Raw genomic sequence first — 13,850 nt, 5'->3', positions numbered from 1 at the left:
GGCTGGTGGAGGGGTGTCGCCGGCGGTGAGTTCCGCGACACTCACCCCCGGCGACACCCCTCCGTCAGGCCTGCGGCCTGCCACCTCCCCTTTCAGGGAAGGATCTCACGTCGCTCCCCCTCAGAACCCGCGTCGCAGCGTCACGAACCACTGGCGCGGCGCGCCGGCGAGCAGGGTCTGGTTGTCGCCGCTCGCGGTGTAGCCGTTGCTGCCGATCGTCGAGACATATTTCTTGTCGGTCAGGTTGGTGACGCTGCCCTCGAGCGCGAAGCCGCGGAAGAAGCCCATGTTCTCGCCGAGGCGCACGCCGATGCTCGCGTCCATCAGCACGCGCGCGCCGACCGACTGGTCGTTGAGATAGGTGAAATAGCGCTTCGACATATAGTCCGCGCCGACTCGGCCGAAGAAGCGGCTGTCATCGTACACGATCTCGCCCTTGGCCATATGCTCGGGCGTGTCGACCACGGTCCTGCCCGCGGTGGCGGTCAGCACCGTGCCCGCGGCATCGACCACGTCGTCCTGATAGGTCGCCTTGTTGTAGCTGTAGCTGGCGAACAGGCTGAGCGGCTGGAACACGCGGTAGAAAGCGGAGACCTCGCCGCCGTAGCTCTCGACGTTGCCGGCGTTGTTGAGCGTCGGCGGGTTGCCCTGGATTCCCGAGCCGTTCTGGAAGGTGAGCAGCCGGTCGTTGAAGTCGATGTAATAGCCCACCGCGGAGAGCTGCAGCCCGCCGGCGCGCAGGCGCACGCCGCCCTCGGCGGTCTTCGACGTCTCGGGCTTGATGCGCGAGCGGATCGCGTCGAAGCCGGTCTGGGTGGTGCCGAACGGCCCGGCCGTGCCCGAGACGAAGGCGCGCATGTTCTCGGTGTAGCTGGCGAACAGCTCGGCGCCACCGCCGAGCGCGAAGACCGCGCCGGCCTGCGGCAGGAACCAGTCCTTCGATTCGATCCTGCCCGCCACCAGCACGCCGGTGAGCAGATTGGCCTGATTCTCGACGCGCATGCCCTTCCAGCCGGCGTTGATCGTCAGCGCGCCGAGCTGGAGCGTGTCGGCGACGTGATATTGCAGCGTCTCGGTGTCGTAATTGCCCGCCCACTGGGTGAAGAAGGGGTTGTCCTGATAGTCGAGCGCGCGGCGGTTCGGCGTCGTGCCGTTGGCCATGCCGTAGAAGCGGCGCGCCTGGTCGAAGGTGTTGCTCTCATACCAGGCGCCGACCTCGAGGCGGTTCGCGCCGAGCTCGAGCGCGGCGTTGGTGAAATTGCCCGCGCGCATGATGCGATATTCGGTGGTGCGGAACGACAGCGCCGAGCCGTCGGTGATCGGCGTGCCATCGGCATTCGGGGCGCCCGCGGGCGTCGGCTGATAGGGCGTGATCCACGAGCCCTGGCCCTTGTTGCGGTGGATATAGCTGGTCGACACGACCGACAGCTGCGGCAGCAGCTGCGCCTCGAACGTCACGCCGCCGAGCCAGTCGCGGCGCAGGCCGGCGGCGTCGTAATAGACGTCGTCGAGCGTGCCGATCCCCGACGGGAAGGCGAGGCCGACCCCCGGATAGGGCAGCGCCGCGGTGGCGCTCGCCGCGCGCGCGGCCTGGTTCTGCGCGATCTGCGCGATCTGCAGCGCCAGCGGATAGTCGTTCGAGATATTGTCGTTGTTCAGCCCGCGGCGGCGGATGATGTCGAGGCTGAGGTCCTGGTAATCGTTCTCGCGGCGATCGGAGAAGTTGAGGAAGGCGGTGATCTTGCCGTGCTCGCCCACCTCCTTCACGACCTTGGCGTTGGCCTGGTGCTGGCGCTGCTCGCCGAAGCCCTTCCACTTGTCGGTCTTGAGGAAGCCGTAGCTGATATAGCCCTTGAGCCCGCCGCCCAGGTCGCCCGACTCGGCGCGGACGAAGGCGCGATAGGTCTGGTCGCTGCCATAGGTGCCCGAGGCGACGAGGTCGGCGGTGTCGGACGGCGCGCGGCTGACGAACTGGAGCGTGCCGCCGAGATTGCTGGTCGAGGCGGTGCCGAGCGCGCCGGCGCCCTGCGCCACGGTGGTGCTGGCGATATTCTCCGAGATGATCGCGCGGCTGATGTGAAGGCCGTTGACGTTGCCGTAGCTCATGTCGCCGAGCGGCACGCCGTCGAGCGTGAAGCCGAGCTGGTTCTGGTTGAAGCCGCGCAGCGAGATGCGGGTCGACCACTCATAGGCACCGAAGGCGTCGGCCGACTGGAAGTTGACCCCGGGGAGCTTCGCCACCGCCTTGAGCGGCGAGGTGCCGGGGGTGAGCCGCTCGAGATCGGCCGAGGTGACGGTCTGGACCTGGCGGCTCTGGCCGAAGCCGAGCACCACCACGTCCTCGCCCTCGGTCGGCTGCTCGGGCGCGGTACGGTCGATCGTCGCGGCGGTGGACGGCGGCGGCGTGTCCTGCGCCAGCGCGGGCGCGGCGAACAGGCACGAGGCGCCGGCGAGCAGCATGAATCTGGCGGTCATCGTCTCTTCCCCCATTGTCGTTAACGGGGGCGCCTGCACTAGGTCCGGGTCGGGCCGATGACAGTATGGTTGCGTTTATGCGACAGCGTGTTGCCGCCGTGCTCCTGCGCACCGAGGAGCACAGTGTCACAGGGCGAGCGTTCGCGACTCCGGGTTCCTGAATCCCCAGGAACACGGAGACGCAACAGAGAACGGCCGCCGCACCCTCCGGTGCGGCGGCCGCCGCATCAGCCGATGACGCCAGACCTCACGCGACCTGCGCGGTCTCCTCGGGCTCGCGCAGCACGTAACCGCGGCCCCACACCGTCTCGATGTAATTGTCGCCGCCGCACGCCAGGCTCAGCTTCTTGCGCAGCTTGCAGATGAACACGTCGATGATCTTGAGCTCGGGCTCGTCCATCCCGCCGTAGAGATGGTTGAGGAACATCTCCTTGGTCAGCGTCGTGCCCTTGCGCAGCGAGAGCAGCTCGAGCATCGCATATTCCTTGCCCGTCAGGTGCACGCGCGCGCCGTCGACCTCGACCGTCTTGGCGTCGAGGTTGACCGAGAGCTTGCCGGTCTTGATCACCGACTGCGAGTGACCCTTCGAGCGGCGCACCACGGCGTGGATGCGCGCGACCAGCTCCTCGCGATGGAACGGCTTGGTGACGTAATCGTCCGCACCGAAGCCGAAGCTGCGCACCTTGGAGTCCATCTCGTTGATGCCCGAGAGGATCAGGACCGGCGTCTGCACCCGTGCGACGCGCAATTTCTTCAGCACGTCGTAGCCGTGCATGTCGGGCAAGTTGAGGTCGAGCAGGATGATGTCGTAATCGTACAGCTTGCCGAGATCGAGGCCTTCCTCACCCAGATCAGTATTGTAGACGTTGAACCCTTCGGTCGACAGCATCAGCTCGATGGCCTTGGCGGTCGTCGGCTCGTCCTCGATCAGCAGCACGCGCATCGGCAAATCCCCGGTTCGTCAACGCGGTAGACCCTGTCACCCGCGTTTCGCTACGTTCATACCCAATGGCTTCTGAACCAGAAAGGTTAATTCACACTTAATCCGGACGTTCCGTTAATGTCGAATCTTCATCCTCAGCCGTCGGGCGCGGCGTGCCCTTGGCGGTGAACAGGGTGCGCTCGCGCGAGCGGGGTATGTCCTCGCCCAGCACTTCGCGCAGGTAGAGGCTGCGCACCAGCGTGAAGCCCACCACGAGGATACCGCCCGAGAAGAACAGGCCGAACAGCCCGAAGACCGCGCCGGTGCCGATGATCGCAAACAGGCTGAGCGCGGGCGGGATCGCGACGACTCGGCTGGTGACGAAGGGCGTGACGAAGTTGGTCTGCACCACGCGCACCACCGCGAAGACGGTGAGCGCCCAGACGAGCTGGTCGGTCCCGCGAGTCGCCGCCAGCCCCAGCGCGGGCAGCATCGCCGCGACCGGGCCAACATAGGGGATGAACTCGGACAGGCCGGTGAGCAGCCCCAGCAGCGCCGGCGAGGGCACACCCGCGATCCATAGGCCGATGCCCACCATCGCGCCCATCGCGGTCATCTGGATCAGCTGCGCGCGCAGCCACAGCAGCAGCGTCGAGGCGACGTCGCCCAGCGCGTCCTCCACCGCGGCGCGCTTCGCCGGCGGGACCAGCAGCAGGAAGCCGCGCTCGTAGATCTTCGGGTCGACCGCGAAGAAGATCGCGCCGAACAGGACGAGCACCGCGTTGAGCAGCAGCTCGCCCGCGCCGCGCACGATCTCGCCGATGTCCTGGGCGACTCGGCTGCCCGCGAAGGCGGCCTGTACCGCGTCCGCCACTTTCTCGCCCACCGGGCTCTGCGACATATAGGCCTGGAGCTGGTCGAGCAGCCCCGGCAGCGACACGACCAGGGTGTTGACCTGGGCGCGGAACTCGACGCCGAACAGCCAGCCGAGCAGCGCCAGGAAGGCGAGCACGCTGGCGATCGCGGCGCCCATCGCGGCGCGCGCGCTCAACCGGGTCCGCGTGGCATAGACCTCGGCGATGGCGTGGATGATGATCGCGATCAGCATCGAGCCGAAGGCGAGGATCAGCAGGTGGCGTGCGAAGTAGAGCGCCGCCAGCGCCGCGACGATCAGCACGAGCCAGAGCACCCGCCGGATGAAGCGCGCGTCGGGCTCGTCGGGGGCGAGCCGGTTCATGCGCGCGCCGGCGCCGCGGGGTGGGATCGTTGCATCGCCGGCACAACGCCCGGCTCGGCGAAAAGGCGCGCGGGCGTAGGGAAAAGCGATCGGTGTCCGAGCCGATCAGCTGGCAGGTCGTTGATCTGGTGTCAGCCGGCCTCACCCGCCTGACGTCGTCCTGGACTCGTCTCAGGATCCACCGCCGCGCGCACTCAGCCGCTTCGGCGCATGCGGCGCAGTGGATCCTGAGACGAGCTCAGGATGACGCCGGGAGGAAGCGACGGCGGCACCTCCGCCCCTTCCCTATGCCGGCAACAGGCTCAGCGGGGGCGCCCAGTGGAGCAGCTGGTGATAGTCCTGCGGCGGGTCGGGCAGGGTCGCGCGCTCGGCCACCGCGGCGGCGAGGCACAGGCCGGCGACCAGCACCATCCAGGCGGGCACGCGGCGGAGCGGGTAGGTGTCGGCGAGCAGCACCGCCGCCAGCGCGGTCGCGATCATCGGCCACAGGTGATAGCGCAGGTCGGTCGCGATCGAGATCGCCAGGAAACTGAACTCGAGCGTCACCGCCGAGATCAGCAGCGCGATGGCGAGCTGGCGTGGCGGCGCGTGGCGCCATCGCCGCGTCCCCACCAGCAGCAGCAGCGCGAGCAGCAGCCAGGCGAAGGGCCAGGCGAGCGGCGTCAGTACCGCCTGCGCGGCGAGCCACATCCACTGCTGCGCCTGCGGCCCCGGGCTGGCGAGACCGAGCGCGTTCGGCTCGCTGCCCCCGACCGGCGCCGCGCCCGCGAGCCGCGCCGGCACCAGCCAGCGCTCGGTCATGTTCCAATGCGCGGCGCGCTGCGCGAGATAGGCGAGCGGGTGGTGGAGCGCGGCGTTGGCGAGCCGCAGGTACAGGTCCCCCGCGCGCTGCGCCCTGAGCGGCACGATCGCGGCGACGCAGCCGGGCGTGTCGCCGAGCGGGTCCCAGAAATAGGGCGTGACACAATGGTTCGCGCGCAGCTGCCGCGCCGCGTCGCGCGACAGCCCGACCGAGTGCGAGCCCGGCGCCCGCACCGCGATGCCGGCGAGGTCGTAGAGCGGCTGGGTCTTCTCCACCCCGCTCGGGCGCGCGCCGATCAGCCGGTGGTTGATCGGCCCCGCCAGCGCGAGCGTCAGCGCGAGCAGGACCGCCGAGCCGACGACCAGCGCGCCCGCGCGCCGCACCGGGAAAAGCCCGGCGATCAGCGGCGCCAGCGCGAAGGCCGCGTTGGCGCGCACCAGCAGCGCGTAGCCGAACAGCAGCGCGGCGAGCAGCGCCGCCGCGGGGGGGATCGGCCGATCGCGCAGCCGCCACCACGCCACCAGCCCGAAGGCGCCCAGCGCCGCGCCGACGAGCTGCGCATCCTTGAGCACCACCGCCTGCCAGCCGAGGAAGGGCGGCAGCAGCCCGATCAGCAGCACCGTCCAGCCCGCGCCCGCCCGCCCGATCCGCGCCAGGGCACCCGCGATCAGCCCCAGCCCGAGCCAATAGCCGGTGAGCTGGAACACCAGCAGCGGGGTGGCGCCGTCGCCGAGCGGCAGCAGCCGGCGCCACAGCCAGGCCATGACGGGCGGGTGCCAGTCGTCATATTGGCCGCTCAGGACCTGGCGGAACTGCTCGACCGAGTCATATTCCGCCACGCCCGGCGCGAACACCACCAGCGAGACGAGCCACAGCGCGGCGGCGACGAGCAGCGGGTAACGGGCGGGGCGCGACGCGTAGATCATACCGCCGATTATAGGACGCCCCCGCGCGCCGCGCGCCGCCGCGGGTCAGATGTGCAATGCGCGGTTGTAGGCGCCGAGCACGCTCTCGTGCATCATCTCGCTCAACGTCGGGTGCGCGAACACCGTCTCCATCAGCTCGTGCTCGGTGGTCTCGAGCTGGCGCGCGACGACATAGCCCTGGATCAGCTCGGTCACCTCGGCGCCGACCATGTGCGCGCCGAGCAGCTCGCCCGTCTTCGCGTCGAACACCGTCTTCACGAAGCCGTCCGCCTCGCCCAGCGCGATCGCCTTGCCGTTGCCGATGAAGGGGAACTTGCCGACCTTCACCTGGCGCCCGCCTTCCTTGGCCTTGGCCTCGGTGAGCCCGACGCTGGCGACCTGCGGGCGCGAGTAGGTGCAGCCCGGGATGTTCCACGTCTCGAACGGGTGCGGGTCCTGCCCCGCGATCTTCTCGACGCAGACGACCCCCTCGTGGCTCGCCTTGTGCGCCAGCCAGGGCGCGCCGGTGACGTCGCCGATCGCGTAGATCCCCTCCACGTTGGTGCGGCCATAGCCGTCGACCTTGATGTGGCCGCGCTCGGTCTGCACGCCCAGCGTCTCTAGCCCGATGTTCTCAGTGTTGGGGACGATGCCGATCGCGACGACGACGTGGCTATACGCCTCGGTCGCGCTCTTGCCGTCCTTCCCCTTGATCGTCGCCTTGACCGACTCCGCACCGGTCTCGATCGACTCGACGCCCACGCCGGTGAGGATGCGGATGCCCTCCTTGGTGAGGCGCTTCTCCATGAAGGCGCTGACCTCCTCGTCCTCCACCGGCAGGATCCGCGGCAGCATCTCCACGACCGTGACGTCCGCGCCCATGTCGTTGTAGAAGCTGGCGAACTCGATACCGATCGCGCCCGAGCCGATGACCAGCAGCTTGGTCGGCATCTCCTCGGGCACCATCGCGTGGCGATAGGTCCAGATGCGCTTGCCGTCGGCCTTGGCGAAGGGCAGGTCACGCGCGCGCGCGCCGGTGGCGACGATGATATGCTTGGCCTCGAGCTCGACCGTGCCGCCGCCCTGCTTGACGCTCAGCCTACCCTTGCCGCTGAGCGCGCCGACGCCCTCGACCACCGTCACCTTGTTCTTCTTCATCAAGCCTTTGACACCGGCGTTGAGCTGGCCCGCGACCTTGCGGCTGCGCTCGACGATCTTGGTGAGATCGAAGCCGACATTCTCCGCCTTGAGCCCGTAATCGGCGGCATGGGTCATGTAATGATAGACCTCGGACGTGCGCAGCAGCGCCTTGGTCGGGATACAGCCCCAGTTGAGGCAGATGCCGCCCAGCCGCTCGCGCTCGACGATCGCGACCTTCAGCCCGAGCTGCGCCGCGCGGATCGCGGAGACGTAACCGCCGGGGCCCGAGCCCAGCACGATGAGGTCGTAGGTGTCAGCCATTGAGCCACTCCCGGGCCGCAGCCCCTGTTTGCCATCTGATGGGTGACGCGGCGTCCGCGCGCACCCGGGGAATCATGTCACGCCGCGGGCGGCACCTCGCGCGGGCGGCGGTCCTCGTCGATCGCGACGAAGGTGAAGCGCGCCTCGGTCACCTTGCGCGACTCCTCGCCGTGGCGGTCGCGCGCCCAGCTCTCCACCTGGATCGCGATCGAGGTGCGCCCGACGCGCTCGATCGACGCGTAGACCGACACCTCGTCGCCGACGTGGACGGGGGCGTGGAACTGCATCCCGTCCATCGCGATCGTCACCGCGCGGCCGCGCGCGCGCCGCGCCGCGGTCAGCCCCGCCGCCGAGTCCATCAGGCTCATCAGCCAGCCGCCGAAGATGTCGCCATAGGCGTTGGCGTCCGCCGGCATCGCGGTGACGCGGATCGTCGGCGCGCTGCTCGGCGGCGCCGCGGCGGGGGCGGTCGCCCCGCTCACGCGCGCGCCCCCCGCCGCGGCTCGTCGCGCTGCTGCACCTCCCACACGTCGCGCGCGCCCAGCAGCGCCACCGCCACCATCGTGCCCGCGCCGACCAGCCAGATCGTCTCCGCGCCCTGCGGGTAGCTCCACGCCGCGCCCTTGAAGACGAGCGCGGTCACGCCCAGCGCGAGCAGCCCCCAGGCCCACTCGCGCCACACCGCGGGCAGCTCCATCTGCGCCATCGCCCGTCCCGGCTCAGGCGAGCATCGCCAGCGGGTTCTCGACGAGCTGCTTGAACGCCTGCATCAGCTGCGCGCCGTCCGCCCCGTCGATCGCGCGATGATCGAAGCTGCCCGTCGCCGACATCACCGAGGCGACGCCGAGCGCGCCGTCCTTGAGCACCCACGGCCGCTTCTCGCCCGCGCCGATCGCCAGGATCATGCCCTGCGGCGGGTTGATCACCGCCTGGAACTGCTTGATCCCGAACATACCCATGTTGCTGATCGAGGCGGTGCCGCCGGTGAACTCCTCGGGTTTCAGCTTCTTGTCGCGCGCGCGCGCGGCCAGATCCTTCATCCGGGTCGAGATGCTCGACAGCGAGGCGGTGTCCGCCTCGGTGATCACCGGCGTGATCAGCCCCTCCGGAGTCGACACCGCCACCGAGATGTCGGCGCGCGCGAAGCTGACGAGCTGGTCGGGCGTGAACATCACGTTGCACTTGGGCACCTGGACCAGCGCCACCGCGAGCGCCTTGATCAGCAGGTCGTTGACCGACAGCTTCACCCCGCGCGACTCCAGCCCGGCGTTGAGCTCGCCGCGCAGCTTGAGCAGCTTGTCGAGCTCCACGTCGACCGTGAGATAGATGTGCGGCACCTGCTGCTTCGACTCGGTCAGGCGGCGCGCGATCGTCTTGCGCATGTTGCTGAGCTTGGTGAGCTCGTGCGGCACGTCGGGGATCTGGGCGGGCCTGGGCGCGGGCGGGGCGGCCCCGGCACCCTGGGCGGGTGCGGGCGCGGCGGTGCTCGCGGCCGGGGCGGCGGCGCCGGCCTTGGCGCCCTCGACGTCGGCGCGGACGATGCGGCCGTTCGGGCCGGTGCCGCTCACCGAGCCGAGGTCGACGCCGCGCTCGGCGGCGACGCGGCGCGCCAGCGGGCTGGCCTTCACGCGCTCGCCCGCGGCGCGCTGCGGCGCCGCGGCCTGCGCCTGCGTGGCGACCGGGGCGGCGGCCTGCGAGTCGGCGGGTTTGCCGTGGTCCTCGACGTCCTCGGGCGCGGCCTCGGCCTCGCTGCCGGTCTTGTTCGGGTCCTCCGGCGACGGGCGCGGCTCGCTCTCCTTCGCCGCCGGGGCGGGGGTGCTCTCACCGGACTCGTCGCCCTCGCCCTCGAGCAGCGCGATCACGGTGCCGACCTTCACGCCGTCGGTGCCCTCGGCGACCGCGATCTTGCTGATCCGGCCCTCGTCCACCGCCTCGAACTCCATCGTCGCCTTGTCGGTCTCGATCTCGGCCATGATGTCGCCCGCCTTGACCTCGTCGCCCTCCTTGACGAGCCACTTGGCCAGCGTGCCCTCCTCCATCGTGGGCGACAGGGCAGGCATCTTGATTTCGATGGGCATCGTGAGTCCTCGAGCGGATCCTGGGAGTTGCCCGCGTCTCTCGCGGACGCGCGACGCAGGGTCAACCCCACCCCCCTTCTCGCCCCCTCCTGCTCCCTTCCCGCCCGCGTCTTGCGCGCCCGCGCCGCGCGGCGGTACACCGCTCGCGACCAGGGGGCCCCGGACCGATGCGCATCTATCTCACCGTCGTCGACGACACCCCCGAGGCGCTGAGCGCGCTGCGCTTCGCCGCGCGCCGCGCGGTGCGGACGAACGGCGGCGTCGAGATCCTCGCGCTGCTGCCGCCGCCGGAGTTCAGCCCGTTCGGCGGAGTGCAGGCGACGATGGAGGAGGAACAGCGCCAGCACGCCGAGGGACTGGTGGCGCGCGCGGCGGGGACGCTGCTGGAGGAATCGGGCGTGCGCCCGTCGCTGACGGTGCGCAGCGGCGACGGCCCCAAGGTGATCCGCGAGATGATCGCGGCCAACCCGCAGATCGCCGCGCTGGTGCTCGGCGCCGCGGCGGGCGGCGCGCCGGGCGCGCTGGTGAGCCACTTCGCCGCCGAGGCGGGTACGCTGCCGGTGCCGCTGATGATCGTGCCGGGCGGGCTGGCGATGGACGCGATCGACCGGGTGAGCTGATCCAGATCCTCCCGGCAAGGGGAGATGGCGGCGCCCCAGCGCTGACGGAGGGGGCGCTCCACGCGCGCGAACGTCGCGTTGGGGGAAGCCCCCTTCCACAACGCCCTTCGGCCCCGGCCACCTCCCCGCGAGCGGGGAGGATCGGGTTCCGTCCCTACGCCGCCGCGTCGAACTGCAGGCTCGCCAGCCGCGCGTACAGCCCGCCGCGCGCGATCAGCGTGGCGTGCGTCCCCTCCTCCACGATCCGGCCGCCGTCCATCACCACGATCCGCGACGCCGCGCGCACCGTCGCCAGCCGGTGCGCGATCACGATCGTGGTGCGCGTCGCCATCAGCCGCTCGAGCGCGTCCTGCACCAGCCGCTCGCTCTCGGCGTCGAGCGCGCTGGTCGCCTCGTCGAGCAGCAGGATCGGCGAGTCGCGCAGCAAGGCGCGCGCGATCGCGACTCGCTGGCGCTGCCCGCCCGACAGTCGCGCCCCGCCCTCGCCGAGGAAGGTGTCGAGCCCCTCGGGCAGCGCGCGCAGGAAATCCGCCGCGTTGGCCGCCTCGGCCGCGGCCCAGACCTGGTCGTCGCTCGCGTCCCAGCGGCCGTAGCGCAGGTTGTCGCGCGCGCTGGTGGCGAAGATCACGGTCTCCTGCGGCACCATCGCGATGCGCGCGCGCACCTCGGTCGGGTCGGCCCGGCGCAGGTCGACCCCGTCGACCAGCACGCGGCCGCCCACGGGCTCGTAGAAATGCTCGATCAGCTGGAACAACGTCGACTTGCCCGCGCCCGACGGGCCGACCACCGCGACCGTCTCGCCCGGCGCGACGCTCAGGGTAAAGTCGTGCAGCGCGGCCATGTCGGGGCGCGTCGGGTAGCGGAACTCGACCCCCTCCAGCGCGACGCGGCCCTCGGCCGGCACCGGGAGCGCCACCGGATGCGCCGGCGCCGCGATGGCGGGGCGCTCGTCGAGCAGCTCGGCCAGCCGCCCCGCCGCGCCCGCGCCGCGCAGCAGGTCGCCGTACACCTCGGTCAGCGCGCCGAACGCGCCCGCGACGATGCCGCCGGTCAGCACGAAGGCGGCGATCGCACCGCCCGAGAGCCGCCCCGCCGCGACGTCGATCGCGCCCTCCCACAGCACGAGCGTGATCGCGCCGAAGACCAGGCCGATCACGATCGCGGTCATCACCGCGCGCAGGCCGATGCGCTGCTTGGCGGCGTCCATCGTCGCCTCCACCGCGCCGGCGAAGCGCGCGCTCTCGCGCCCCTCCTGGCCGAACGCCTGGACGATCTTCATCGCCCCCAGCACCTCGGTGACGATCGTGCCGACGTCGGCGACGCGGTCCTGCGAGGTGCGCGAATACGCGCGCACCTTCCGGCCCAGCAAGGTGATCGGCAGGATCATCAGCGGGATGCCCAGCAGCAGCAGCGACGCCAGCTTGGGCGAGATCGCGAAGAGATAGATCAGCCCGCCCACCGCGGTGAAGCTGTTGCGCAGCGCCACCGAGATGGTCATGCCGACCACCGTCTCGATCTGCCCGGTGTCCGCGGTCAGCCGCGAGGCGATCTCGGACGGGCGGTTCTCCTCGTAGAAGGCGGGGCTGAGCGTCATGAGGTGGCGCACCACGCGCTCGCGGATGTCGGCGACGACGCGCTCGCCCAGCCAGGCGACGAAATAGAAACGCACCGCGGTGCCCAGCGCCAGCACCAGCACGATCATCAGCATATAATGGAACGACGACGCGACCGCCGCGGACGAGCCGTCGCCGGCGGCGAAGCCGCGGTCGATCACGCGCTTGAAGCTGTACGGGATCGCGATCGTCGCCGCCGAGGTGATCGCCAGCGCGGTGAAGGCGGCCGCGATCTGCGCCGGATAGGCGCGCGCGTGCTGCCACACCATCGTGAGGTTGCCCAGACGGCGGGAGGGGGCGACGTCGGGAAGGCTAGCCATGCCCGGCGCCTAGCAGTGCCCGGCAGGCGGCTCAACGTGTGTGGCGTCGCGGACACCATCGCGGCACGATCGCCACTCCTCCCGGCTTCGTGCGTTACCTGTTGGTAGGTTTTGTATTACGACCGATCGAGGCCCATCTCATGGGCGGAAGGAAGCGGATGCTGTACGACGCATATGAGTGGCAGCGGTCGTGGCTCGCCTCGGCGAGCGCGATGGCGACGGTCGGGGCCAATTGGCTCAACAACCCGTCCAATCCGTTCGCCTATCTGGGCGGCGGCCCCGTGATGGCCAGCGCGCTCGAGGTGTTCGCGCATGCCTCCGCCTCGCGCGGCAAGCCCGCTTTCGCGCTCGACACCACGACGGTCGAGGGCCGCGAGGTGGCGGTGACCGAGGAGATCGTGCTCCAGCTGCCCTTCGGCCAGCTCAAGCGCTTCCGCCGCGAGGGGGTCGAGGGCGGGCCGCGGCTGCTGATCGCGGCGCCGATGTCGGGTCATTTCGCCACGCTGCTGCGCGGCACGGTGGAGCGGATGCTGCCCTTCGCCGACGTCTACATCACCGACTGGCGCGACGCGAAGCTGGTGCCGCTGACCGAGGGCCAGTTCGACCTCGACGATTACATCGACTATCTGGTCGCCTTCCTCGAGGCGATCGGCCCCGACGCCGGCGATGCGGAGGCCCCTCGCGGCGCGCACATGCTGGCGGTGTGCCAGCCCTCGGTGCCCTGCCTCGCCGCCGCCGCGCTGATGAGCGCCGACCGGCACCCGTGCCGCCCGCGCACGCTGACGATGATGGGCGGCCCGATCGACACGCGCGAGGCGCCCACCGCGGTCAACACGCTGGCCACCGAGCGGCCGTTCGCCTGGTTCGAGCAGAACGTGATCGCCACCGTGCCGATGCTCTACCCCGGCGCCGGGCGGCGCGTGTACCCGGGCTTCCTCCAGCTCGGCGGCTTCATGACGATGAACCTCGGCAACCACATGATGAGCCACTATGAGCTCTTCAAACATCTGGTCACCGGGGACGGCGAGAGCGCGGACGCCACCAAGCGCTTCTACGACGAGTACCGCTCGGTCTGCGACATGACCGCCGAATTCTACCTCCAGACGATCGACACCGTGTTCCAGGCCCACGCGCTGCCGCGCGGCGAGATGACCCACCGCGGCCGCCCGGTCGATCTCGGCGCGATCACCGACGTCGGGCTGCTCGCGATCGAGGGCGAGCGCGACGACATCTCCGGCCTGGGCCAGACCAAGGCGGCGCTGACCTGCGCCACGTCGCTCCCGGACGCGCACAAGCGTTATCACATGGCCGAGGGTGTCGGTCACTACGGCATCTTCAACGGGTCGAAGTGGCGGAACCGCATCGCGCCGGTGGTCGAGGAGTGGATCACCGCGCATGGGTGATTGAGGGGAGCCGC

At 70.4% G+C, this 13,850-nt stretch carries 11 protein-coding genes; 2 read left to right on the top strand and 9 right to left on the bottom strand.

The window, feature by feature from the left end; translation table 11 throughout:
• Window positions 1-120: 120 nt before the first annotated feature.
• The 8 genes from KZ813_RS11975 to KZ813_RS11940 all read right to left on the bottom strand — a co-directional run bounded on the left by KZ813_RS11975 (window position 121) and on the right by KZ813_RS11940 (window position 9,880).
• Window positions 121-2,475 carry a TonB-dependent receptor gene (locus KZ813_RS11975; RefSeq protein WP_258046697.1) on the bottom strand — a complete coding sequence of 785 codons (2,355 nt, stop codon included), beginning with the start codon at window positions 2,473-2,475 and terminating at the stop codon, window positions 121-123.
• Window positions 2,476-2,722: 247 nt separating this feature from the next.
• Complete coding sequence (gene ctrA, locus KZ813_RS11970; protein ID WP_183920808.1) at window positions 2,723-3,418, bottom strand: response regulator transcription factor CtrA; 696 nt, start codon at window positions 3,416-3,418, stop codon at window positions 2,723-2,725.
• A 97-nt stretch (window positions 3,419-3,515) separates the two neighbouring features.
• On the bottom strand, window positions 3,516-4,634 hold the full coding sequence (locus tag KZ813_RS11965; RefSeq protein WP_219755219.1) for an AI-2E family transporter: 1,119 nt from the start codon (window positions 4,632-4,634) through the stop codon (window positions 3,516-3,518).
• 285 nt (window positions 4,635-4,919) lie between these two features.
• Entirely contained in the window at window positions 4,920-6,362 is a 1,443-nt protein-coding gene (locus tag KZ813_RS11960; protein ID WP_219755218.1) for a hypothetical protein, read from the bottom strand.
• A 45-nt stretch (window positions 6,363-6,407) separates the two neighbouring features.
• The gene (lpdA, locus tag KZ813_RS11955) at window positions 6,408-7,802 is read right to left on the bottom strand and encodes a dihydrolipoyl dehydrogenase (protein ID WP_219755217.1); all 1,395 of its coding nucleotides are present in this window, start codon (window positions 7,800-7,802) and stop codon (window positions 6,408-6,410) included.
• A gap of 77 nt (window positions 7,803-7,879) precedes the next feature.
• Window positions 7,880-8,218 carry an acyl-CoA thioesterase gene (locus tag KZ813_RS11950; RefSeq protein WP_219755368.1) on the bottom strand — a complete coding sequence of 113 codons (339 nt, stop codon included), beginning with the start codon at window positions 8,216-8,218 and terminating at the stop codon, window positions 7,880-7,882.
• 62 nt (window positions 8,219-8,280) lie between these two features.
• Window positions 8,281-8,508 carry a hypothetical protein gene (locus KZ813_RS11945; protein ID WP_219755216.1) on the bottom strand — a complete coding sequence of 76 codons (228 nt, stop codon included), beginning with the start codon at window positions 8,506-8,508 and terminating at the stop codon, window positions 8,281-8,283.
• Between the two features lie 13 nt (window positions 8,509-8,521).
• Window positions 8,522-9,880: a pyruvate dehydrogenase complex dihydrolipoamide acetyltransferase gene (locus tag KZ813_RS11940; protein ID WP_219755215.1), complete on the bottom strand. Its 1,359-nt coding sequence runs from the start codon at window positions 9,878-9,880 to the stop codon at window positions 8,522-8,524.
• A gap of 167 nt (window positions 9,881-10,047) precedes the next feature.
• On the opposite strand from KZ813_RS11940, the gene KZ813_RS11935 reads away from it, so the two are divergent.
• Window positions 10,048-10,500, top strand: a complete 453-nt coding sequence (locus tag KZ813_RS11935) for a universal stress protein (RefSeq protein WP_219755214.1) — start codon at window positions 10,048-10,050, stop codon at window positions 10,498-10,500.
• Window positions 10,501-10,654: 154 nt separating this feature from the next.
• Here KZ813_RS11935 and KZ813_RS11930 read toward each other — a convergent pair whose 3' ends face one another.
• Window positions 10,655-12,433: an ABC transporter transmembrane domain-containing protein gene (locus KZ813_RS11930; protein WP_219755213.1), complete on the bottom strand. Its 1,779-nt coding sequence runs from the start codon at window positions 12,431-12,433 to the stop codon at window positions 10,655-10,657.
• Window positions 12,434-12,591: 158 nt separating this feature from the next.
• Between KZ813_RS11930 and KZ813_RS11925 the strand changes: the two genes are divergently transcribed.
• The gene (locus KZ813_RS11925; protein WP_219755212.1) at window positions 12,592-13,836 is read left to right on the top strand and encodes a polyhydroxyalkanoate depolymerase; all 1,245 of its coding nucleotides are present in this window, start codon (window positions 12,592-12,594) and stop codon (window positions 13,834-13,836) included.
• Window positions 13,837-13,850: the final 14 nt, after the last annotated feature.

Source organism: Sphingomonas folli (assembly GCF_019429525.1).
Taxonomy (GTDB): domain Bacteria; phylum Pseudomonadota; class Alphaproteobacteria; order Sphingomonadales; family Sphingomonadaceae; genus Sphingomonas; species Sphingomonas folii.
This window is presented reverse-complemented; position numbering and strand designations above follow the sequence as displayed.

Coding starts and splice junctions, on each gene's coding strand:
- KZ813_RS11975 (WP_258046697.1), bottom strand. CDS start 2,475: ATGACCGCCAGATTCATGCTGCTCGCCGGCGCCTCGTGCCTGTTCGCC.
- KZ813_RS11965 (WP_219755219.1), bottom strand. CDS start 4,634: ATGAACCGGCTCGCCCCCGACGAGCCCGACGCGCGCTTCATCCGGCGG.
- lpdA (WP_219755217.1), bottom strand. CDS start 7,802: ATGGCTGACACCTACGACCTCATCGTGCTGGGCTCGGGCCCCGGCGGT.
- KZ813_RS11960 (WP_219755218.1), bottom strand. CDS start 6,362: ATGATCTACGCGTCGCGCCCCGCCCGTTACCCGCTGCTCGTCGCCGCC.
- KZ813_RS11930 (WP_219755213.1), bottom strand. CDS start 12,433: ATGGCTAGCCTTCCCGACGTCGCCCCCTCCCGCCGTCTGGGCAACCTC.
- KZ813_RS11925 (WP_219755212.1), top strand. CDS start 12,592: ATGCTGTACGACGCATATGAGTGGCAGCGGTCGTGGCTCGCCTCGGCG.
- KZ813_RS11940 (WP_219755215.1), bottom strand. CDS start 9,880: ATGCCCATCGAAATCAAGATGCCTGCCCTGTCGCCCACGATGGAGGAG.
- KZ813_RS11950 (WP_219755368.1), bottom strand. CDS start 8,218: ATGCCGGCGGACGCCAACGCCTATGGCGACATCTTCGGCGGCTGGCTG.
- KZ813_RS11935 (WP_219755214.1), top strand. CDS start 10,048: ATGCGCATCTATCTCACCGTCGTCGACGACACCCCCGAGGCGCTGAGC.
- ctrA (WP_183920808.1), bottom strand. CDS start 3,418: ATGCGCGTGCTGCTGATCGAGGACGAGCCGACGACCGCCAAGGCCATC.
- KZ813_RS11945 (WP_219755216.1), bottom strand. CDS start 8,508: ATGGCGCAGATGGAGCTGCCCGCGGTGTGGCGCGAGTGGGCCTGGGGG.